Source organism: Variovorax frigidus, from assembly GCF_051216515.1.
Classification (GTDB): domain Bacteria; phylum Pseudomonadota; class Gammaproteobacteria; order Burkholderiales; family Burkholderiaceae_C; genus Variovorax.
The window spans coordinates 217127-240309 of the sequence record NZ_JBPJZF010000002.1 but is presented as its reverse complement, the minus strand read 5'-3'; the positions used below and the strand labels follow the sequence as shown (position 1 = coordinate 240309).

The following is a 23183-nucleotide window of genomic DNA, read 5'->3' as shown; positions in this document are numbered from 1 at the left end:
GCGGTGATGAACTTCGTCGACGCCGACATTCAGGCCGTGATCTCCGGACTGTCTCGGTTCCTGGGCCGCAACTTCCTGATGGACCCGCGCGTCAAGGGCCAGATCACCTTGGTCTCCGACGGAGAGATCCCGGCGGTGACGGCCTACGACATGCTGGTGTCGGCCCTGCGCATGCGCGGCTTCACCATCGTCGATGTGGGCAAGGTCAGCCGCGTGGTGCCGGTCGCCGATGCAAAGCTGCAAGGCGGCTCAGTCAATGCGAAAACCCCCGGCGGTGGCATTGCCACCCGTACCTTCCGACTGGCATATGAGAGCGCCGATGCGCTTGTCCCGGTACTCAAGCCGATGATCGCCCCGGAGAACAGCATCGTTGCCTACGCGGCCAACAACACCTTGGTTATCACAGACTACGTCGACAACCTTGAGCGCATCGCGCGCATCATCGAGAGCATCGACACGCCGGCATCACTCGACACTGATGTGGTCAAGGTCCACAACGGGGTCGCGGTGGACATCGCAGGACTCGCCAATGAACTGTTGCAAGGCGGTGGGAACGAGCCCAAGCGCGACATCGTCGTGCTGGCCGACCCGCGTTCCAACAGCGTCATCATCCGTTCGAGCAGTCCGGCGCGCACATCACTTGCACGCGACCTAGTCATCAAGCTTGACAACACGCAGGAGGACCCTGGCAACCTTCATGTTGTGTATCTGCGCAATGCACAGGCGATTTACCTGTCTGGAGTGCTCAGAGGGCTGCTCACTGGCGACTCGGGCAGCACGGCGCTAGGAAGCGGTGACAGCGCTCGCGCGGCGCTCGGGGCCGGTGGCATGCTCGGTGGCACCGGGTCTCCAGGCGGTACGGGAAATTCGGGTAGCACGGCCAGAACCAGCGCCCCAACGTCAGGCGCCAGTGCGCGGGGTGCGACGAACAGCACCGGCGGTGCCAGTGCGCGTTTTGGTGCGGGCAGCGGCAACGCTGGCGGTGCACAGCAGGGCGGTGGCACGGGCACCGCGTTCTCGGCGAACGGCGTGACGGTGCAGGCCGACGCGACCACCAACGCGCTCATCATCGCGGCGCCCGAGCCGATGTACCGCAGCATCCGGCGTGTCATCGACATGCTCGACCAGCGGCGAGCACAGGTTTTGGTCGAAAGCCTGATCGTGGAGGTCACGGAACAAGATGCGGCACAACTGGGGATTCAATGGATGCGGAACAATGGCCGATTCATTGGTGGGACCAACCTTGGCGGTGGCGCGGGCCTGAACAATAGCGCGACCAACACCATCGATCTGCTTCCCAAGGGCCTCAACCTGGGCATCGTCGACGGCACGGTGAAGCTTCCCGGTGGGGGCGAGATCTTGAATCTCAACCTGCTGGCACGTGCCTTGCAAACCAAGGGCGGCGCCAACATTCTTTCGACGCCGAACATCCTGACGCTGGACAACGAAGTGGCGTCGATCATCGTCGGCAAGACAGTGCCCTTCGTCAGCGGCCAGTACATCACGCCGGGGGGCGGCGGCTCCGACAACCCGTTCCAGACCGTGACGCGCGAGGACATCGGCCTGCAACTCAAGATCCGGCCGCAGATCTCAGAAGGTGGCACCGTCAAGCTCGACATCTACCAGGAAGTCTCGAGCATCGACGACCAGAATTCCGGTGTGGGGGGCATCGTCACAAACAAACGGGCGTTGGACACCAGTGTGCTGCTCGATGACGGTCAGATCATGGTTCTGGGCGGTCTGTTGGAGGACAGCGTCACCAACACGACGGAATCGGTGCCAGGTCTCGGAACGATTCCTGTGCTTGGCAATCTGTTCCGGTATGACAAACGGCAACGCGTGAAAACCAACTTGATGGTTTTCTTGCGGCCCTATGTGATCCGTGATGCCAATGCGGGCCGAGGTCTCACCCAGGACCGCTACAACTTCATGCGCATGCAGCAAAGCCGGGGGCAGCCTGGCAAGCATCTGCTTTTGCCCGACATGGCTGCACCCATCTTGCCACCGGCCGACGTGCCCGTGGCCGGGCGGCCACCCAAGGTGGACCTGCGGCCGGAACAATGGAGCACCACTCGCGAGCAGCAGGCGCCCGCCACACAAACATCCAAGGAGGTGCGCGAGCGGCTTGCTTCGAACGCGCCGAAGGAACCCGAAATCCGATCTCAGCTGCCTTCCAACGTCGGCGTCACCGGTGACCCTGCAGTGCTCTACGCCACACCCGATAACAACAGGAGCGTGCTTCAGGTGGCCGACGTCTCTCAGCAGGAGGATGCGGTGCACATTGCCAGGCGTGTGCGCATCAGTGGAATGGCTGCGTACATCGTGTCCGGGCCGGGCGGCATCGGCCATGCGATACGCGTGGACCTGCCGCGCGATGCGCGCGCGGTCGACACCGCCGTGGGCGTGCTGCGCGAACTGGGCTACAAGCCGGAGATCGTGGTGGCACCATGAACGCGGCCCTTCCTCTGCCTCTGCGCCCCGAGTTGCAATCCACGCCGATCCTGCCGCACGCCTGGGCCCGTGCGCAACGCATCGTTGCGTGCCGTGAGGGCGATGCAATGTCGCTCGCGATCAGCGCGCGCACGCCGGGTTGGGCATTGACTGAGGCGCAGCGCCAGACCGACATCCATGCGTGGCGCGAGGTGTCCGACCAGGAGATGGACGCGCTGCTGTCCGCGGGCTATGCCGAGACCGGCAGTGCCGCCGCCGTGGTCGGCGCGGCCGAGTCCGAGGTCGACCTGGAACGGCTGATGCAGGACATCCCGGCCGTGGCCGACCTGCTGGACGCACAGGACGACGCGCCCGTCATCCGCATGATTAACGCGCTGCTCGCGCAGGCCGCGCGCGACGGCGCCAGCGACGTGCACTTCGAGGCCTTCGAGACGCACTCAGTGGTGCGCTATCGCGTCGACGGCACGCTGCGCGACGTGGTCTCGCCACGCAAGGAGTTGCACGCCGCGCTGATCTCGCGCATCAAGATCATGTCGCAGCTTGACATCGCCGAGAAGCGAATCCCGCAGGATGGGCGCATCACCCTGCGCGTGGGTGGGCGCCCCATCGACGTTCGCGTGTCGACCGTGCCCACCGTGCACGGCGAGCGCGCCGTGCTTCGCTTGCTCGAGAAGGACGCGGGCCGCCTGCAGTTGCAGCGCCTGGGGCTGGCGCCCGACACGCTGGAGGCGCTCACGCGGCTGATTCGCCAGCCGCACGGCATCGTGCTCGTGACCGGCCCCACCGGCAGCGGCAAGACCACCACGCTCTACGCCGCGCTTGGCCAGCTCGACAAGAGCGTGAGCAACATTCTCTCGGTGGAAGATCCGGTCGAGTACGACCTGCCCGGCGTTAACCAGATCCCGGTGCACAGCAAGATCGGGATGACCTTCGGAGCGGCGTTGCGGGCTGCGCTGCGGCAAGACCCGGACAACATCATGATCGGTGAGATCCGCGATCTGGAAACTGCGCAGATCGCGGTGCAGTCCTCGCTCACGGGGCACGGCGTGCTGGCCTCGCTGCACACCAACGATGCGATCTCGGCGGTCACGCGCCTGACCGATATGGGTATCGAGCCGTTCCTGCTGTCTTCCTCATTGCTCGGTGTGCTGGCCCAGCGGCTGGTGCGCTGCCTGTGTCCGAAGTGCAAGCTCGCAGAGACGCAGGCTGATGGCAGCATCCGCTGGGTGTCTGTGGGTTGCGCCCATTGCAACCAGTCGGGCTTCAAGGGGCGCACCGGCATCCACGAGCTCTTCGTCATCGACGATGAGATCCGCCGGATCATCCACGACGGTGGCAACGAGCAAGCCATGCGCGACGCGGCGCGCCGCCGGGGTATGCGCACCATGCGCGAGGACGGTCAGCGCTGGGTCACTGCGGGCGTCAGTACCTCGGAGGAGATCTTACGTGTCACGCGCGACGACGGGTAACCAGGGAGGGGCGCATGCCGCGATTCCACTTTGAAGCCGCCAATGCGACGGGCAAGATCCAGACAGGCACGATGTTGGCCGACTCGGTGCGCGCGGTGCGCTTGCAGTTGCGCGAACGTGGATTGACGGCGCTGGATGTCTACGAGAGTGCCGCAGCCGGCGGCGGCCTTGCTTGGCTCGGTCCACGGCTCGGCGCCGCAGACCTCTGCTGGGCCACGCGCGAACTGGCGAGCCTGCTGGGCGCGCGCCTGCCACTGGAGTCGGCGCTGATGGCCACCATCGAGCAGGCGGAGCACAAGGTCGTCGCCGAGGCACTGACCTCCGTCTGCAATCATGTGCGCGGTGGCATGCGGCTGGCCGACGCCCTCGGCGAGCGCCCGCGCGACTTCCCCGCGATCTACCGCGCGCTGGTGAGCGCGGGCGAGGACTCGGGCGATCTTGCGCGCGTGATGGAACGGCTGGCCGATTACTTGGAGAGCCGAGACAATCTGCACAGCAAGATGCTCACGGCCTTCATCTATCCCGCGGTCGTCGCCTTCGTCTCGGTGTGCATCGTGATCTTCCTGCTCGGCTACGTGGTGCCGCAGGTGGTCAGCGCCTTCTCGCAGGCACGCCAGGAACTGCCGATGCTCACGCAGGCCATGCTAGCCGCGAGCGGTTTCGTACGCGAATGGGGATGGCTCACCGCGACGGCGGCGGCCGGCATCTTCGCGGCCTGGCGATGGTCGCTGCGAGACGACGCAGTGCGCCTGCGCTGGCACAGCGCAATGCTGAGCTTTCCGATGGTGGGGCGGTACGTGCTGGGTGTGAACACTGCGCGCTTCGCCTCGACGCTGGCCATCCTCATGGATGCCGGCGTGCCCCTGCTGCGCGCACTCGAGGCGGCGCGCCAGACCATGGGCAACGACCGGCTCAGGCAGTGCGCGGCCGATACCACCGCGCGCGTCAGGGAAGGCGCGCCGCTCGCGTCTGCGCTGCGGGTGCAGAAGCTGTTTCCCTCAAACCTGATCCACATGGTTGCGAGCGGTGAGAAGACCGGCGCACTCGCACCCATGCTCGATCGAGCGGCCGCCAATTTGTCGCGCGACCTCGAGCGGCGTGCCGCGCGCCTCACAGCATTGTTGGAGCCCTTGATGATCCTCGGCATGGGCGGCGTGGTGATGCTGATCGTGCTGGCCGTTCTGCTGCCGATCATGGAGATCAATCAGATGGTGCAGTGAGGCTCAGGCGAGCCGCAGCCGCAGCCGCAGCCGCAGCCGCAGGCAATCTTGACGCATCCAGCAACGATGCGTCGATTGGGGTCTCGATCGCGAATCAGCAGTTCGATGCTGATGCGGCTATCGCTTATTGCACGCTAAGTTCCCGAACGATCTCGAAAAACTTTGCTCGCGAAAGCGCCGAAGGATGCGCGCTAGACAGATGTTCGGGTGTGCTTTTCCCAATGTTCGGGAGGATTTTTCATCGAGCGCCCGTTCTTGAAGCGTGACAAGTCCATGCACGACGCAGTTTGATCCGAGCGATCGACAACAGATTGGTATGAAGAATCAAGAGCTTGCATCCTCTTTGCAAGGCGATCTTGCACGTGCTTGGCTGCTTTCCATCGAGGCTTCGAAGCTCGCCTTAAGTGCTTGAATGTTCAGGTGAAATTGATGGAATGTTCGGGTAATTTTTTCAACTCATGGTCATCGACGATCTGCAAACTTATCTCGTCGCCAAGGCAATGGCGACATGTGGGTCCAAGGGTGTTGGGGCGCTGCAAGTAGTGAGCGCAGAGGTGCTTGAGGATCTGTTCGGTTCATTTCTGTTTTCTCAAACTTTTCTAGTTTGCTTAGGAGCAATTCGATGAATTCCGTTAAATTCAAACGCAAGGCGCTGTCGGCGCTGGTCGCAGTCGGTGTGATGACCATGGCCGCTGCTGCTTCGGCCCAGGTCGCGGGTGGCGGTGCAACGTTGCCCGAAGGCCTCTATGGCAAGGCCCTGACTGCCACGACGTCGAGCATCGGTATTCTGAACAAAACCGCTGCGGGCACAGTCCCCAGCCCGGGCTTCAACGCCTATGTCGGCGTGGGCAGCGGCGCGGGAAAGAACTCTTTCTTCCAAAACAACTCGGGCCTGCTAACGGTTGGCGGCGCACCTTATTACTCGCCGGCGGTGACCGTCGACTACGCCGGCAGCGACTCGCTGGTGACCGCAGCCGAACAAACGGCCTACGACGCTCCCGCCAACGCACTGGGCAAGACGAACTTTGGTCGCCTGATCCAGGTGCCGGCTGTCCTCACCTCGGTGACCGTGCCGTACAACATCGCCGGCCGCCCCTCGTTGAACCTGACCAGCGTTCAACTGCTCGATATCTTTGCCAATCCAGCCATCACCAACTGGAATCAGATCATCCCGGGCCTGAATCAGCCGATCAAGGTCATCTATCGCGCAGAAAGCAGCGGCACCACCGAGATTTTCCTGCGCCACCTCAACAAGGTGGATATCGATAGCGACCCTACTACCACTTTCGTGCCTTCGGTCGGCACCACGTACTCCTCGGTCGTGAACGTCACTAACACCAGCAAGTACATCGCCGCGACCGGTAGCGATGGCGTGGTGGCGGCGCTGGCCGCCAACCCCTACTCGATCACGTACGTGAGCCCGGACAAGGTTGCGTTCGGTGACGCGACCAAGGTCGTGGCCATCACGCGCACGATTAACGGCGTGACGAGCAATCTGTTGCCGACCGAGGTGAATGTCACGGCTGCACTCACTGGTATCAATCCTCCGGCAGCTTCGGCACTCGCCACCAGCTGGGGCATCGGCTATGTGGCGTCTGGCGTGAGCCCTCTGGCTAATCCCGCGGCGGGCTACCCGATCGTTGGCGCGACCAACCTGATCTTTAGCCAGTGCTATGCGAGTGCGGCCGACAACGTCCGCATCCGCAACTTCTTTCGCCAGCACTACAACACCACGGACAACGACGCCGCGATCACCGCGCACTCGTTCATCAAGCTGCCGGCCAACTGGAGGACCGCAATTTTCGACGCGTTCTACACAGCAACCAGCCCGGAGAGCGTGGGTTTTACCAGCGTCTGCGCCGGCAAGGGCCGCCCGGCCTGAGCGTGTGTGATACCTAGGGTTTGATGGATGCCCGCGAGGCGTTGGCAACGCGGGCCCACTTTCAACCTTCGTTCTGGCCGGCCAGGAATTTGTGTCTGGCCGGCCTTCCAATTTCGGGGTTGGTATCGATCAGCTTCGCGAAGCGGCCGGGCGAAACCGCGTGCCCAAAAATCAGCCCTGTACCCAGAGTGAAGCGGCGTGAATCGAGTCGCGAGCGGGTCGCTTGAGATTCCGCGCGACTCCTCGGGTCTCTATTTGAAGAATGTTCGAGGAGTATTGAATGAATACTGTCTTCAAGCACAAAGCGCTGCTCGTCTTCAGTGTGATAGCCTGGATCGGTGGCGTCTCGGTCCAAGTCGTGGGCGGCGGTGCGACGCTGCCCGAAGGGCTCTATGGCTGGCCGCGAATGCTACGGCGTTGACCCCCAGCATTCGGAACAAGACAGTTGCGGGCACGATCCTCAGCTCGAGTTTTAACGCCTATGTCGGCGTGGGCAGCGGCGCGGGCAAGAACTCCTTCTTCGAAAACAACTCGGGCCTGCTGACAGTTGGCGGTGCTCCTTATTACTCGCCGGCGGTGACCGTCGACTACGCCGGCAGCGATTCACTGTTGACCGACGCCGAGGAAAACGCCTACAACGCACACCCCACGCTGGGAAAGACGAACTTTGGCCGACTGATCCAGGTGCCGGTTGCCCTCACTTCGGTGAATCTGACCAGCGTCCAGCTGGCACAGATCTTCGCCGACCCGAGCATCGTCAACTGAAACCAGGTCGTTGGATTCTCGACTCTGAACCAGCCGATCAAGTTATCTATCGCGCAGACAGCAACGGTACCAACGAAATCTTCTACGCCCCCTCAACTTCGTGAGCGGAATCAGGGTGCCTGCGGTCAGCAGAACCTTCTCGTCGGTCGTAGACGTCAGCAAAACCGGCAAATACATGGCCATGACCGGCAGCGATGGTGTGATGGCGGCTTTGGCTACCCGTACTCCATCACCTATGAAAGCCCCGAAAAGGTTGCGCTCGACGATCCGTCCAAGGTGGTCGCTATCACTCGCACGATCAATGGCGTGACACACAATTTTCTGCCGTCTGATTTGAGTGCTTCAGGGTCGCTCTCCGTCAATCCGCCGGCCAATCCGGCGACTCCGGCCGCGTATTGGGGTATCGGTGCTGGCTCTTCCAGTGCAGCCGTGGCGAACCCCTCGTATGGCTATCCGTTCATTGATGCGTCCACCTGATCATCAGCCAATGCTATGCGAGCGCGACCGACAACGCCCGGATCAGCAACTTCTCCCGCCAGCACTACAACACCACGGACAACGACGCAGCGATCGCCGCGCATTCGTTCATGAAGCTGCCGGCCAACTGGAGGACCGCTGTCTACAACGCGTTCTTCATCTCCACCAACCCGGAGAGCATTGGCTACGCGAGTGTCTGCACCGGCAAGGGCCGTCCGGCCTGAGAGTGATGGCCAGGGGGTGGATGCCCGCGGTGCTCCTTCGATGCGGGGCCGTGCGTGCTCACGTCTCACGGATGCATGAGATGCGGCACTTCGGGCGAACGGAGAAATCCAGAAGATGAGAGGGAAGAAACCGAGATTCAACATTCCCTACGGCAGCCCGGCAGCATCCCGATGCACGCTCTGGACAGGGAGCTGTCGAAGCAGGCCGAAATCGCGCAGCCCGCGCCGGTGCTAGTCGACCGCTATGGCGAGCCCTGGGTCTGGATCTCTCGCATGGCTTGTGGTTGGAGACCTTCGTGCAGAGCGATCATGGCTTGCTCGATCTGCGGGCGGGATCGATGGCCTGCTGTCCGACGAGGATTCGGTGTCGAACGAACTGGGCGCCCAGTGCGCGAGCGTGATCGGCGCTCGGATCATCGTGCGCGCCTTGCTGTTGCAGGCGTCTATTCGATGCCGACCCCAAGCGCGTGCGCCAGGGCCTGGGCTACAAAGATGCAGGGGCGCTGGTTCGTCGGCTACCTGCTGCGCTCCGAGCCGATGCCCAAGTCGCGCGCATTCGTCCAGGAGATGAACGTGGCCAGAGCCCATCCGCACGTCGTGGGCATCGTCTTCCGTCGCCTGGCCAACAGTGCGCTGTTCCATGGCGAATCCGAGGAGTTTCGCATCAACCATGACCTGTTGCGCACCTTGCGGGCCCAGCATCTCGACACGTAGGAGCCGTTGACGCGCGAACCTAGGTCCGTGGGCCACGGTGCGGATAGACGAACCCGATCCGCGCATGCAACCCGCCCGCATGCGCGAACGAGAGCCAGCCGAACAGCCAGACCAGCAGCAGGTTCCACAGCAGTGCGGTGGCGACCGCGGCGAGCGTGGCAGGGCCGAACAGGGTCGCGCTCATGCGTCGGCAGCATACTGCGGTAATGCAGCGCCAGCGTCTAGCGGTAGGCATAGGGCTGCCGGAGCTGGCGCTGGTTGATGCGCACCGCATTTCAGAACGCAACGTTGCCCCACAGCGAGAATTAGAAGGCGGGTGATCGTTGCGCGGATCGATCGCCAGCAGCGTGTCCACGAGCCAGAAGGTCGGTGCCATCGCCGCTCCCAGCAGGCATGCCTGCCAGGGCGCGTCAGTGCAAGGCCCTGGGCGCGTTCACGGCATCGTCGAGAAGTGCGGGCCGGCCGGAAGCGACGCCGGTGCGGGCACTGCCGACGCCGCGCCGTCCGGGGGCAGTCAACGGCGTGAGGCCGCTTTCATCGTCATCTGATAGTGTTTTCGAGGATTTGGAGGCGGCTTTGGCAAGCTGCTCTCTTCTAGATCGATGCGCAGACCCATTCCAGCAATCCATTGGCGACGGCGATCGCCGCTCGCCTGCGAATCCTTCGTGCAAGAAAGGTCCTCGTTCCCGCGCCGCCGGCCGCGAGACGGATGAAAATGCCGGCCGCCAAATTTTTCGAGGATCGGTCTGCGGGTTTGCCAGTTGGTACTCGTCTAGAAAAACGGTCACCCACGCCCCGGTGCGTGCAGTTGGCCTGGCTTCGACATCCACTTCGGCAGGAATTCTCATGAGCACTCACAGGGGCAGCGGCAAGGAACAGGCAGGGCAACCGAGGGGTATGTCGTGGCGCCTGGCCCCGATGGCGCGGGCCATCGCCGTGCTGATGGCGGCGGGCGGCGTGGTCGGCGGTGCGCACGCGCAGCGCGCCTTCAGCGCAGGCTGGATGGCGCAGAAGAACCTGATTCAGAACAACGCCATGCAAACTGGCCGACTCGCCAATGGCATGCCCGCCTCGATGCTGACCAGCCCGCAGGGGCAGCAGCAACGTGCCAATGAGCAACTGAATCGCTCAATCAGCAACTTGAATCTCGCGGCACGTGGTATCGCCGCGCAGCAGGCCGCGCAGGCAGCCGCGCGCCGTGCCGCGGGCAACGATCCCTCGGTGCCCGACGGCCTGGCCGAGGGCGGCCTCGAGATCGACACCCACAGCCTCACCGCCGGTTGGCACAACGCCAATGCACCGGTGCAGACGCAGGTCGACGGCCGCACCAACGTCGCGATCCAGCAGGCCGGCGACAAGGCGATCCTGAACTGGGAGACCTTCAACGTCGGGCGCAACACCACGGTCGATTTCAAGCAGGACCCGAGCTGGGCCGTGCTCAACAAGGTCAACGATCCGCAGGCGCGCCCTTCGCAGATCCAGGGCCAGATCAAGGCCGACGGCACGGTGCTGATCGCCAACCGCAATGGCGTGGTGTTCTCGGGCACCAGCCAGGTCGACACGCGCAACCTCGTGGCCGCCGCGGCCAAGATCACCGACGACCAGTTCCGCGGCGGCGGTGTGTACGGCAGCGATACCAACGCGAGCTTCACCGATGCGCTGGGCAAGGTCGAGGTGCAGGCCGGTGCGCAGATCAGCACACGCACGCCCCAGTCGGCCACGCAGGGCGGCGGCTACGTGATGCTGCTGGGCAGCGAGGTGCACAACGCGGGGCAGATCAGCACGCCGTCGGGCCAGACGGTGCTTGCCGCCGGCGACAGCTTCTTCATCCGCAAGGGCGTGGGCTCGACCGGCAACCAGCTCTCCACCACGCGCGGCAACGAGGTGACGCCCGCGTTCGGCTCCGACAGCCTGGCGGGCAAGGTCGTCAACAGCGGGCTGATCCAGGCGCCGCTGGGCGATGTCACGCTGACGGGACGCGAGGTGCGCCAGGACGGCGTGGTCCTGAGCAGCACCTCGGTCAACACCCGCGGCACGGTCCACCTGAAGGCGATCGGCGATGCCGGCACGGTGACGCTGGGCGCGGGCAGCACCACGGCCATCGTGCTGGACACCGGCAATGCCACCGCGCTCGATAGCCAGCGCGCGGGTTTGATGGCGCCGGTCATCGACAGCACGGGCGACATCATTGCGGCGGGCAACGACCGCAGAGACCTTTCGCGCATCGAGATCGGCAGCGGCGGCACGGCCGACTTCAAAGGCGGCTCGCTGACGCTGGCCACCGGAGGCCAAGTGATGGTCGATGCGAAGCGGCGCAGCCTCGTGCGCGAGGGCGCGCTCATCGACGTCTCGGGCGCCATCGGCGTCAAGGTCTCGATGGAGTCCAACAACGTCAAGGTCAACATCCAGGGCAACGAACAGCGCGATGCCCCGATCAACCGCGACGGCAAGAGCCTCAACAACAACGACGTCTGGATCGACCGCCGCAGTCTGGTCTTCGTGCCGAAGGGCACCAATGGTTACTCCAGTGATCGCTGGTACACGGCCGGCGGGCTGCTCGAGGTGTCGGGCTATCTGGGCACCCAGGGCCACACGGTGGGCGAATGGATGGCGCAGGGCGGCATCGTGCAGTTCTCGGGCAACGATGTCGTCACCCAGAGCGGCTCGCTGGTCAACCTGTCGGGCGGCACGCTCGATGTGCAGACCGGCTTTCTCAAGCAGAGCTGGCTCAAGGGTTCGGACGGCCGGCTCTACGAAGTGTCGAGGGCGCCGGGCGACCTGCTCTACAAGGGCCTGTACAAGGGCTTTGAGGACGAGCACGCGCGCTGGGGCAAGAACACCACCGACTACTTCTACAACCCGCTGATCGGCCCGCAGCGGCGATTGGAGAGCGGCTACACCGCGGGCCGGGATGCCGGCGTGCTGGTGATCGGCACGAAGAGCGCGGTGCTCGAGGGCGAGATCGCGGGCGACACCTTCCAGGGCAGCCGCCAGACGCAGGCGGCGCAGGCCGCGCTCGACGGCTACAACCAGTCGCAGCAGGCGGTGGCGCGCCGCGGCCAGCTCGTGGTGGGCAGCTACGTGCCCTACTACGTCAAGAGTAGCGGCAGCTGGCTGTACGGCCTGAGCGCCAATGCCGACACGCCGCAGAACGTGGTCATCGCCGAAGAGGCACGCAAGATCGCCGCCGGCCTGGGCCTGGACGGCGTGCTGCCCGACGACCGCGGCACGACCTTGTACCTGGACAGCGCGCAGCTCAGCGGCTTCGAGCTCGGCGGCATCAGGATCGCCGCGGGCCGGCGCATCGCGGTGGAGGGCGCGCTGCAGATGGCGCCGGCCGGCGAGATCACGCTGTACGGGCCGCAGGTCGAGGTGAAGGCCGATCTCCGCAGCGCGGGCGGAACGATCCGCCTCGGCAATGTGCTCGAGCAGGTCAGCAGCAACCTCCGCGTCGAGGACACCATCCTGGCGGCACCGAACGGCGTGACGGCCGGTGTCACCGTCGCGGATGGCGTCAGGATCGATACCCAAGGCCTGTGGAGCAACTTGCTGAAGGACCCGGCGGACATTGCCGCGCTGCCCTACCGGAACGGCGGGCGCGTCTCGCTGCGCAGCACGGGCGACGTCGCGCTGGCGCAGGGCTCGCTGATCGACGTGTCCTCGGGCGCGGCGATCATGAGCGATGCCAGTGTCAAGGGCGGCAAGGGCGGCGACATCACGCTGCAGGCTGGCCGTGGTGTCGCCAGTGCCAGCGCGGGCACCGAGCCCGTCGACGGGGTCCTGTCCCTGCAAGGGCAACTGCGCGCCCATGGGGTTGCAGGCGGCGGCACGCTGGATCTGCAGACGGCGCGGGTGCTGATCGGCGGCGCGCCCGATGCGCCCGCGGAGCTCGGGACGCTGCGCCTGGACAGCGACTTCTTCACCCAGGGCTTCTCGGCCTACAAGGTCGTGGGCGAGCACGGGACGACAGTGGCCGACGGTGCACAGGTCGAGGCGAGGATGCCGGTGTTTCGCCTCGTGGCGGGCGCCAAGGATCTGCCGACGGGCAGTCCGTCTTCCGCGGCGCTCGAGGTCTGGACACCGCCGTTGTACCAGGAAGATCCCACGGCGGGCGTGCTGACCCGGCGTGCCGGCGCCAGCCTGACGTTGCAGGCTGGAGATGCCGATACGACCGCGAGTTCGACCACGCTGCTAATCGGCCGCGATGCGCGCGTGGCCGTCGATCCCGGGCAGTCCATCGTGCTGCGCAGCGCTGGGCAGCTGACCGTGGACGGCCGGCTTGAGGCCTGGGGCGGTCGCATCGAGCTGGGCAGCATCGCCGCGAAATTGAACGCCGACGAGGCCAAGGGGCTGTCGGCCTGGATCGGCGAGCATGCCGTGCTCGACGTCGCAGCGCGCGCGGCCACCGCGGTGGACGTGCAGGGCCGTCGCTATGGGCTGGTGGGCGATGGCGGGCAGATCGTGATCGGCGGCGAAGTCGATCCGCGCGACGGCAGCAGCACGGCCGTGGACCGGTTCGTGGTGCTGCGCGAAGGCGCGCTGCTCGATGCCTCGGGCGCCCAGGCGGTGCTCGACGTGCCGGGGCAGGGCCGCACGGCAGTTGCAAGCCATGGTGGCTCGATCTCGCTCGGTTCCACCCGGGGGCTCTACCTCGACGGCGAGATGCGCGCGCTGGCAGGCGGTGCGGGAGCGGCGGGCGGGCACCTGTCGGTGAGCATCGCCAACTTCGGCGTCATTCCCGAAACGCCGGCGCCGCTGCGTCAGATCCGCGAACTGGTGCTGGGTCAGGGAAAGGTGCCGAGCGCGTTGGCCGCAGGCGTCGGCGTCGAAGTGGCTGCCGATCGGCTGCAGTACGGCCATGCGCGCCTGGGGGCCGACCAGGTCAGCACCGGAGGCTTCGATACCTTGACGCTGCACAGCGGCGGCATGATCGCCTTCGATGGCAGCGTGTCCCTGTCGCTGGGTCAGGCGTTGAATCTCTATGCGGGCTCGCTGGGATGGACGGATGCCGCGGTTGTGGACAGCCGGGTGAAACTGGCCGCTCCCTCCATCCGTTTGGCAGCCTCTGCCCTGGCCGACAATCCTTCGGGCAGCCGTATCGATTGGCTGGGCATGCATTACGGCGATTCGCGGCTGAACGTCTCGCAACAGCCTCCCGTGGGCAGTCTGAGCCTGGAAGCCGGTCGCCTGCTCGACGTGCGCGGCGGCCAGGGCCTGGGCAGCGGCGGGCGGCTGACGATTCCGGGCGTCACCAGCGCAGACGACCCACTAATCGACCGGCGCGGCATCGGGCAGATCGCATTGCGCAGCGGCGGGGACTTGCGCATCGATTCGGGCACGGTCTACGCGCCGGGCGACCTGACCCTGGCCGCAGCGCAGATTTATCCGGTCACCGGCGCCGCGGCCAAGGTCTATGCCGGCTGGCGTGGCAACATCGCCGGCTTCGATCCCGAGCGGACCCTGAGCCTGGCGCGCACGACCGACGAATTGTCAGAGTTGCCGTATTCGGTGTTCGGCAGCCTGACACTGGGCGCGGCCGTGATCGATCAAGGCGGCGTGCTGCGCGCGCCGCTGGGCGCGTTGTATCTCGGCGTGAACAAGGGGGGCGACGAGGGTAGCATCACGCGCGCCGTGAACCTGCTCGAGGGCAGCGAGACTTCCGTCAGCGCGGCGGGCCTGGTCATGCCCTATGGCGGCACGAGCGACGGCGTGGCCTGGCAGTACGCCGGTGAGCAGGTCAAGCTGCAGGGCGTGGGGACGGCCGGCAGCGTGCGCTTGCTGGGCCAGCACGTGGACGTGCGCGAAGGCGCCACGATCGATCTGTCGGGCGGCGGCACGCTCGCGGGTGCGGGCTTCGTGTCTGGGCGCGGCGGCTCCACCGACGCGCGTTTCAATCCCCTGATGCAGATCTCCAGCAAGGGTTTCACCCTGCCGGGACTCGGCAGCAATCCGGTCTACGCGATCGTGCCGGGCAAGCAGGCGAGCCAGGCACCGCTGGGTGGAGAAGCCGGCGCGGTGGACCCTGTCGTCGGCCAGCAGATCACCATCGGCGCCGGCGTGCCCGGCCTGCCGGCGGGCACCTACACGCTGATGCCCTCTACCTATGCGCTGCTGCCGGGCGCCTTTCGCGTGGAGATCAACGGCGCGGGCGGGCTGCGAGAACAGGGAGTGCCGGCCGTGCCGATCGCCATGCGCAACCGCTCCTGGTCCACCTCGGGCCGCCTGTCGGTGGCGGGCACCTCCATCGGAGACAGCCTGGCCAGCCAAGTGATCCTGACGCCGGCCGACGTGCTGCGCACCTACTCGCAGTACAACGAAACCTCCTACTCCGATTTCGTGCGCACGGATGCGGCCCGGCTCGGCGTGCCGCGCGCCCAGCTCGAGGCGGACGCCAAGGCACTGCTGCTCGAACTCGCCGATCGAACGGCGAACCCGCAGGAACTCAGTTTTCGGTTCGAAGGCACGGTGCGTGGCGAACCCGCGAAGGACGGGTTTGGCAGTACCTTGGCCGTGCTCGGGAACACGATCGAGATCCTCGGCGATCGGAGTGTGCCCGGCATGGACTATGGCGTTGCCCTGCAGGCTTCGGACTTGAGCAAGGTGGACGTGAACCGGATCGCCATCGGTGGCATGCCGCTGGCGGTGTATGGCCAGGGGGGCAATCTGGTGCGGTTCGATCAGGGCGGCACGCCAGCCGGCGCCATCGTCATGCGCAGCGGCGCGACGCTCGCGGCTCCGGAAGTGATGTTAATCACGAAGGGCTTTGCGACGATCAGCGGATCAATCGAGATCGAGCAGGGCGCGGTCATCAACACCCTGGGCCAGGGTGCGGCAGCCTATGACTCGAGCAAAGGATTCATTTACCAGCCTAGTAACAACAGCGTAGTGGCTGTCTCCAACGGCCGCTTGCAATGGCTGGCGCCGCAAAAAAATGACAACGGATCTCCAGGTCCCATCCGCATCGGTCTCTGCACGGCCGGCGGCTGCACGGGGACGACCCGTCTGTATTCGGAAGGCAGCATCGCCTTTGCCACCGACAACGAGTTCGAGCTCGACAGCGCGGTGCGTTATGGCACGCGCCATCTGAGCCTCGCGGTCGGGGCCTTCAATGTCGGCAGCACCGAATCGCTGGCCGCCGCGAGCGCGCGCGGTGCGCTCGCCCTGGGCCTTGCGCTGAACCAGCAGGTGATGGACCGCCTGTTGCAGGGCGATGCTGAGTCTGGCGCGCCGGCGCTGGAGACGCTGGAACTGATCGCGGGGGGCTCGCTGAACTTCCTCGGCTCGGTGACCCTGTCCACGCTGGACGCGGACGGCAAGTCGCGGCTGAGCAACCTGATGCTGACCACGCCGGCCGTTTACGGCTACGGCGGCGCCGGCGACACGGCCCGAATCAAGACCGGCCACCTGATTTGGAACGGTGCGGCCGGACAGCCCGGGGCGGTGGTGGCCGGCGGTGCCGGCACGGGGAGCGGCACACTGGACGTGCAGGCCAAGCGCATGACCTTCGGCTACGGTCCCTATGGACAGCCCGACGGCGTCAGCGCGCTCGACCGGCAAGTGCTGGGCTTTGCTAAGGTCAACCTCGCTGCCAGCGAGCGCATCACCGCGAACAACAAGGGCTCCCTGGCGGTCTACGAGCGGCAGGGCGAATACGTGGCCGGTAAGGGCTACCAGTACAGCGGCGGCAACCTCAACATCGTCACGCCGCTACTCACCGGCGAGGCGGGCTCGGTCAACAAGATCACGGCGGGCGGAACGATCACAGTGACCGCGCCGGCTGCTGGCGCGGCCGATGCGGCAGGGATCCAGCCGCTGGGCGCCGAGCTGTCGCTCGCAGCTGGCGGCGCGCTGAACCTGGACACCACCGTGGCGCTGCCCAGCGGCAAGCTCACGCTGGCCGCGGAGTCCGACCTCGTGCTGGGTGGGGGGGCCCGGCTCGACCTGTCGGGGCGCAGCGTGACGTTCTTCGGCGATCCGGGCGCCACCCAGTACAGCTGGGGCGGCGATGCCACGCTGGAAAGCCGCCGCGGGAACATCCGCCAGGCCGCGGATTCGATCATCGATCTCTCGGCCCGTAACAACCAGGCGGGGCGGTTGACCGCCATCGCGCTGGACGAGGCTGCGGGCTTGGTCGACCTGCAGGGCCACATCCTTGGCGGGGCCAGCGGCCACTACAACGCGGGCGGCACCATGGTGCCCTACCTGGCGGGCGGTATCGAGCTGCGGGCCCAGCGCCTGAGCGGTGCCGGCAGCCTGGACGAGCAGTTCGCCGCGCTGAACCAGCGGCTGAACCTCGGCGAGGTGGTTGGACTGCGCAGCTTCCAGCTGAAGCAGGGAAGCCTGACCATCGGCAACGATCTCAAGGCCAGCCAGGTCGAGGTCTCGCTGGACAACGGCCATCTCACCGTGGCGGGCACCGTCGATGCCAGCGGCGAGCGTGTCGGCAGCATCCGCCTGGCCGCGAAGCAGGGCCTGACGCTGGTGGGCAGCGCGGTGCTCGACGCGCACGGCACACAGCTGCGGCTGGACAGCCACGGCCAGATCATCGACAGCCCGAACCGAGCCATGGTCGAACTCAATTCGGGCGACGGCCTGCTGACGCTGGCCGAAGGTGCACGCATTGACCTGCGCCACGGCACCGACGATGCGCGGGTGAAGGCGCGCCCCGCGCTGTACGACGGCCGCGAGCGCGGCACGCTGGACCTGTACGCGCCGCGGATCGATGGCGCGGGCGGCGGCGGCACAACCGGAGCGGCCACCCACGGCGACATCGCCATCGACGCGAGCGGCCGGCTCGACATCCGGGGCGCGAGGTCGATCGCGGTCAATGCCGTGCAGCGCTACGCCGATGCCGAGTACGGCAAGGTTAAGGACGCGAACGGCCTACCGGTGCTGGACCTGTCCTCCGATGGCCGGCCCTACCAGGTGATCGACCAGGACTACCTGAATCGCAAGCACGACGACAGCACGGCATTCATCGACAAGGCTCTGGCCAATGCCGACCTGCTGAACCGCAAGCTGGCGGGATTAAACAACGCAAGCTACCGCGACGCCTTCCATCTGCGGCCGGCGGTGGAGATCGTGAGTGCCACGCCGGACGGCGCGATGGTTGTCAGCGGCGACATCGATCTGTCGGGCTACCGTTACGCCAGCCTCAACCCGCATGTGCAGAAGACCGGCGTCTACGGGTCCGGCGAGCCGGGCGCCCTGGCGATCCGCGCGGGCGGCAATCTCTCCATCTACGGCAGCATCAACGACGGCTTCGCGCCGCCGCCCGATTCGCTCGACGACAAGGGGTGGGTGCTGACCCCGGGCGTGCAGGGCTATGGCGGCGACGTGGTGGTGCCGGGGCCAGGAGTCACGCTGGCGGAGGGCACGCGCTTCGTAGGCGGCAAGGTGCTCAACTACGACCTGCCGATCCAGGCCCTGACGCTGCCGGCGGGCACTGTCGTGCCGGTGCCGGCGACGCTCAACGAGGCGCTGACGCTGCCGGCCGGCACCGTGCTGCGCGCCGCGGTGCGCGATGCCGCGGGCAATGTCCTGTACCCCGCGGGCACGGTGTTGCGGCAGGGCGTGACCCTGCCCGCCGACACGCGCCTGGATGCCGGCAGCGTGCTACCGGCGCAGGCCGCGCTGAAGGCGCTGGCCTGGCCGCGCGGCGTTCCGCTGCCGGGCTTGTCGGTCTTGCTGGCCGGCAACCTGGCCTTGCCGACGGGCGCGCTGATTCCGTCGATGACCGATGTGAAGCTGCCGGACGACGCGCTGTCGGTGCCGCTGCGCACGGTGAACGACGGCCGCATGGGGCGCAATTGGGCGGTGGCGGCCATGCTGCCCGAGGGCTCGCTGTCGTGGTCACTGCGCCTCGTAGCCGGGGCGGACATCGCCGCGGCCGACACCCGGATCGTGCGGCCGGGAGCCGAGGCTAGCCTGGTGCTGGCCGACACGCACTACAGCTTGTACGAGCAGCGCGAGAAGACGCTGGTTCCGGGTACGCCGGGCACGCCGGCGCAGCCGGGCGGAAAGTGGTACTGGGACGCGCTGGGTGCAGAGGTTTATGGCTTCGAACCCAACACGCCGGTTCCTGCTGAATTGGAATCGGCCTGTGTCGACGCCGGCATATGTGTGCGAGTCCGCTACGTATGGGATGGATTGGGCGCGGAGGTCTACGGCTTCAAGCCCGGTACGCCCGTTTCGGACGATCTGCAGTCGGCCTGTATGGATCCGGGCATCTGCATTTCGCTCGGCGAGCCGACGCCCGAGATTCCCGGGACACCGGACAAATGGGTTACCGGCGAGGTGATCAAGGTCCATCCGGTGGCACAGAACTTCAGCGTGCTTCGCACCGGGACCGGCGATCTGGACCTCATCGCCAGTGGCGATGTCGCCACGCACTCGCTCTACGGTATCTACACGGCGGGTACCTCCGCTGCCTTTAATCACAGTGGCTACACCGCTTGGCACCCAGACGGCGGCGGCAACCTTCTGCTGCGAGCCGGAGGCAATCTGGCGGGAGACTTGCTCGGGACCTATACCCCGAACGGCTATCCTCTTGGCCAAGAATTGCGTTCACAGCGCAGCAACTCCAGCATGGGCAACTGGCTGTGGCGCCAAGCCAGTGGCGGCACCATTGGCGTGGACCCGATCGACACCGCTTGGTGGATTAATTTCGGGGCGTATGTCCTCGGAGCAGCCGTGACGAATGAGGAATGGGCGCTGGACGATGCAGATCGCCTGGCCGTGGCCGCCATCCCGGAGCTCGTCGGCTTCACCGGCATCGGCACTCTGGGCGGCGGCAACGTGGATGTCGAGGTGGGGGGCAATGCCGGCATGCTCTCTCGGCGCGGCGGAGTGGGCGACAGGCCTCGCAGCGAAGGCCTGGCACTGGCGGTGGGGAGTACCGGAAGAGTGACTGCCGATGGTCATCTGATGCTCACGGGAGGGGGCGATCTGCGGCTAAATATTGGCAACGTGAATGCCGGATTGCAAGCACGGGCGGCGTCTGGCCGCGGCGACCCTAATGCACCGGTCGACAATTACAGCCTCCAAAATCCAGATGTCAACGGTGTGCTGGCCAATCTGCGCGGCGCCGTGCAAGTGCGGGCGGGGGAACTAGGGGGCATTGCGTTGTCGTACGGTCTTGGGGCGCCGGATTCGCGCGACATTCGCGCCTACGATCCGAATACGGCCTCGCTTGGCACTGCGACGGGAGGTCTCGTGTTGAAGCTGGGCGATGCCATCGCGACGCTGGACACCCGCGGGGACTTGGTCCTGGCCGGCAGCGGCGACCCAGGACGTGTGCCGTTGCCGTACTCGCTGCCCTTTACCTTCAATGGCATACCTTACCCGTCGGGCGGCCATGGCTGGTTCTCGTTGTGGACAGAAAACACCGCCATCAACCTGATGTCCGGCGGCGGGGATCTCGCACCCGTGACACCAATGGCCAAGGCTCCGGAAGGCATGCCACGGCGCGACTACGATGCGACGGACGGTCGGCTGGTCTACCCATCGCAACTCCAGGCGGTGGCGGCCGCAGGCAACGTGTTCTTGCGAGGGGATTCGGTGCTGGGCCAATCTCTGCTCCTCGCTCCGTCGGCCAATGCTAAGCTGAGTCTGCTGGCAGGAAATTCCATCTATGCCGATGGCTCTGTCGTTTCTCAGTCCGGGGCAAGCGCTGACGCGCTGCCGACTCCGCTGAGGCCCGCCTTTGCGGCCCAGCAGCCAGCAGATGGACTTGCCCTGCAGGCAGATAACTTGGCAGACGATGCCGTGTTTCCGGAGTTGACTTGGGGCGGTAGATACTCGCTGTTCGCATTCGGTCCCGACACAGCAGCGGCTGCCATTCGAAAAACGATCGTACCGGCGCGGCTGTATGCGCGAGACGGCGACATCCTCGGCCTGGAGAGTGGCGGAACCCTGGCGTTCATTGGCGGTGGACGGATCGGGCAGACGTGGTACGAGGGAGCGGGGCCGGTCTGGATGCGTGCCGGGCGCGACATCGTGCGCTCCGGATCCGTGCTCGGGCAAATATCTCCGTTTCTTCCTAACGAATTACCGTTGACCTCTTCGGGTTACGGCTCCGGCGCCCGAACCGGCAACCTGTTCGTCCACAACAACCCCACCGACGTCTCCATCGTCGAGGCCGGCCGCGACATCCTCTACAGCAGCTTCGACGTTGCCGGCCCCGGCACGCTCGAGATCAGCGCGGGCCGCAACATCCTGATGGCGGGGCAGGTCGGACAAACTTTGCAAGGGGTGCCCGTGTACGGCGAAACCGCCGTGCGCAGCATCGGCCCGGTGGTGCCCGGCGACGCACGACCCGGCGCCAGCATCGTGATGCAGGCCGGCCTGGGCAGCCAAGGCGCCGACTACGCTGGCTTCCTGCGGCGCTACCTGGACCCGGCGAACCTCGCGGACGCCGGCGCTTCGCTGGCCAGCCAGCCGGGCAAGGTGCCCTACGTCTACAGCCGAAAGCTGAGCCTGGCCGACTGGCTGCGCGAGGCGCACGGCTTCACGGGCGAGGACAAGGAGGCGCAAACCTTCCTCGACAAGCTGCAGGCCAGTCGCGACGCGGACAGCAGCCAGCCCAAGCGCATCCTGCCCAACGACTACCGCGAGGCAAGCCAGCTGCATCTGGTGAACTGGCTCGAGGAGCGCTTCGGCTACGACGGCTCGGAAGACGCCCTGGCGGTTTTCAACCGGCTGTCGCCCGAGCAGCAACGCGTCTATGCGCGCGGCGTGTACTTCGCCGAACTCAAGGCCGGTGGACGTGAATACAACGACACCACGAGCGCCCGCCAGGGCAGCTACCTGCGCGGTCGCAATGCGATCACAGCATTGTTCCCCAGCACCGATGCGCAGGGCAGGCCGATCACCTACAAGGGCGACATCACGATGTATGGCTCGGCCGGGGTCAACACCCTGTTCGGCGGCGACATCGAGATGCTGACTCCGGGCGGCAGCCAGATCTTCGGCGTCGAGGGCAAGGTGCCGGTACCAGTGACTGGCGTCGTTCCGGGTGTTGTCACCCAGGGCGCGGGCAACATACACCTGTATGCGCTGGACGATATCCTGCTCGGGCAGAGCCGGATCATGACCACCTTTGGCGGTCATATCCTCGCCTGGTCGGCTGAGGGCGACATCAATGCGGGCCGCGGCTCCAAGACGACCGTGGTCTACACGCCGCCCAAGCGCGCCTACGACAGCTGGGGCAACGTGACGCTGTCCTCGGACGTGCCGAGCACGGGCGCGGGCATCGCGACGCTGGCGCCTATCGCGGAGGTGCCGGCCGGCGACATCGACCTGATCGCGCCGCTGGGCACCATCGATGCGGGCGAAGCAGGCATCCGCGTGTCGGGGAACGTCAACATCGCGGCCCTGCACGTGGTCAATGCCGCCAACATCGCGGTCAAGGGCGAGTCGTCAGGCATTCCGACGATTGCAGCAGTGAACGTCGGCGCGCTCACCAATGCCAGTGCTGCGGCTTCGCAAGCGAGTGCGGCAGCTCAGGACGTAATGCAGCGTGACCGAGCATCGGCTCGCCAGAACCTGCCCTCGGTCTTCACGGTGCGCGTGCTGGGCTTCGGCAACGAGCCGGTGGAAGAGGGGAAACAGGCACCGCCGCTGCCGCGAGCCGGTATGCAAAGCAAGGCACCGATCCCCTATGACCCACGCAGCTTCGTTCAGATCGCGGCGCACGGCGATGCGTTCGACCCGGCCGTGATGTCGAAGCTGTCCGAAGCTGAGCAGCGCGAGCTGCGGCGAAGCAAGTAGTTGCCTGAACCCTCTCGTGCGTTTCGCGCGCAACACCAGCGGTGCGATCCTTCGAGAGGGCCAAGATGCGGAGATTCCCATGTTGGATATGAGTCCCTGGTTGCGCCTGAAGTCTCCGGATCCCAGGGGCGACCGCTAGGACGCCGAGGGAGCGGGCAAGGCATCCCCCGGTAGCGCGTGCGTGAGTGCCTGGTCGTGAACTACGGCTGGC

Annotated in this window: 9 protein-coding genes; 8 read left to right on the top strand and 1 reads right to left on the bottom strand. The window is 65.9% G+C overall.

The window, feature by feature from the left end:
- Nucleotides 1-6: 6 nt before the first annotated feature.
- From gspD to ACSFBC_RS06320, 7 genes are all read left to right on the top strand, one after another.
- Nucleotides 7-2451 carry a type II secretion system secretin GspD gene (gene gspD, locus ACSFBC_RS06350; protein WP_435509478.1) on the top strand — a complete coding sequence of 815 codons (2445 nt, stop codon included), beginning with the start codon at nt 7-9 and terminating at the stop codon, nt 2449-2451.
- Nucleotides 2448-3920 (top strand): type II secretion system ATPase GspE, encoded by a 1473-nt coding sequence (gene gspE, locus ACSFBC_RS06345; RefSeq protein WP_435509477.1) that lies wholly within the window; start codon nt 2448-2450, stop codon nt 3918-3920. The genes gspD and gspE overlap by 4 nt, the downstream gene beginning before the upstream one ends.
- 14 nt (nt 3921-3934) lie before the next feature.
- Nucleotides 3935-5140, top strand: a complete 1206-nt coding sequence (gene gspF / locus ACSFBC_RS06340) for a type II secretion system inner membrane protein GspF (protein ID WP_435509476.1) — start codon at nt 3935-3937, stop codon at nt 5138-5140.
- Between the two features lie 622 nt (nt 5141-5762).
- Nucleotides 5763-7022: a substrate-binding domain-containing protein gene (locus tag ACSFBC_RS06335; protein ID WP_435509475.1), complete on the top strand. Its 1260-nt coding sequence runs from the start codon at nt 5763-5765 to the stop codon at nt 7020-7022.
- A 280-nt stretch (nt 7023-7302) separates the two neighbouring features.
- Nucleotides 7303-7443 (top strand): hypothetical protein, encoded by a 141-nt coding sequence (locus tag ACSFBC_RS06330; RefSeq protein ID WP_435509474.1) that lies wholly within the window; start codon nt 7303-7305, stop codon nt 7441-7443.
- Nucleotides 7440-7787, top strand: coding sequence for a type 2 periplasmic-binding domain-containing protein (locus tag ACSFBC_RS06325; RefSeq protein ID WP_435509473.1), 348 nt, complete (start codon nt 7440-7442; stop codon nt 7785-7787). The genes ACSFBC_RS06330 and ACSFBC_RS06325 overlap by 4 nt, the downstream gene beginning before the upstream one ends.
- Before the next feature lie 1193 nt (nt 7788-8980).
- Nucleotides 8981-9202: a hypothetical protein gene (locus tag ACSFBC_RS06320; RefSeq protein WP_435509472.1), complete on the top strand. Its 222-nt coding sequence runs from the start codon at nt 8981-8983 to the stop codon at nt 9200-9202.
- Nucleotides 9203-9221: 19 nt separating this feature from the next.
- Here ACSFBC_RS06320 and ACSFBC_RS06315 read toward each other — a convergent pair whose 3' ends face one another.
- Nucleotides 9222-9386, bottom strand: a complete 165-nt coding sequence (locus tag ACSFBC_RS06315; RefSeq protein ID WP_435509471.1) for a hypothetical protein — start codon at nt 9384-9386, stop codon at nt 9222-9224.
- Between the two features lie 662 nt (nt 9387-10048).
- Between ACSFBC_RS06315 and ACSFBC_RS06310 the strand changes: the two genes are divergently transcribed.
- Nucleotides 10049-22972, top strand: coding sequence for a filamentous haemagglutinin family protein (locus ACSFBC_RS06310; RefSeq protein WP_435509470.1), 12924 nt, complete (start codon nt 10049-10051; stop codon nt 22970-22972).
- Nucleotides 22973-23183: the final 211 nt, after the last annotated feature.

Bases quoted from the DNA above. Each gene is read 5' to 3' on its own strand.
- gspD (WP_435509478.1), top strand. From the start codon at position 7: ATGAACTTCGTCGACGCCGACATTCAGGCCGTGATCTCCGGACTGTCT.
- gspE (WP_435509477.1), top strand. From the start codon at position 2,448: ATGAACGCGGCCCTTCCTCTGCCTCTGCGCCCCGAGTTGCAATCCACG.
- gspF (WP_435509476.1), top strand. From the start codon at position 3,935: ATGCCGCGATTCCACTTTGAAGCCGCCAATGCGACGGGCAAGATCCAG.
- ACSFBC_RS06335 (WP_435509475.1), top strand. From the start codon at position 5,763: ATGAATTCCGTTAAATTCAAACGCAAGGCGCTGTCGGCGCTGGTCGCA.
- ACSFBC_RS06330 (WP_435509474.1), top strand. From the start codon at position 7,303: ATGAATACTGTCTTCAAGCACAAAGCGCTGCTCGTCTTCAGTGTGATA.
- ACSFBC_RS06320 (WP_435509472.1), top strand. From the start codon at position 8,981: ATGCAGGGGCGCTGGTTCGTCGGCTACCTGCTGCGCTCCGAGCCGATG.
- ACSFBC_RS06315 (WP_435509471.1), bottom strand. From the start codon at position 9,386: ATGAGCGCGACCCTGTTCGGCCCTGCCACGCTCGCCGCGGTCGCCACC.
- ACSFBC_RS06310 (WP_435509470.1), top strand. From the start codon at position 10,049: ATGAGCACTCACAGGGGCAGCGGCAAGGAACAGGCAGGGCAACCGAGG.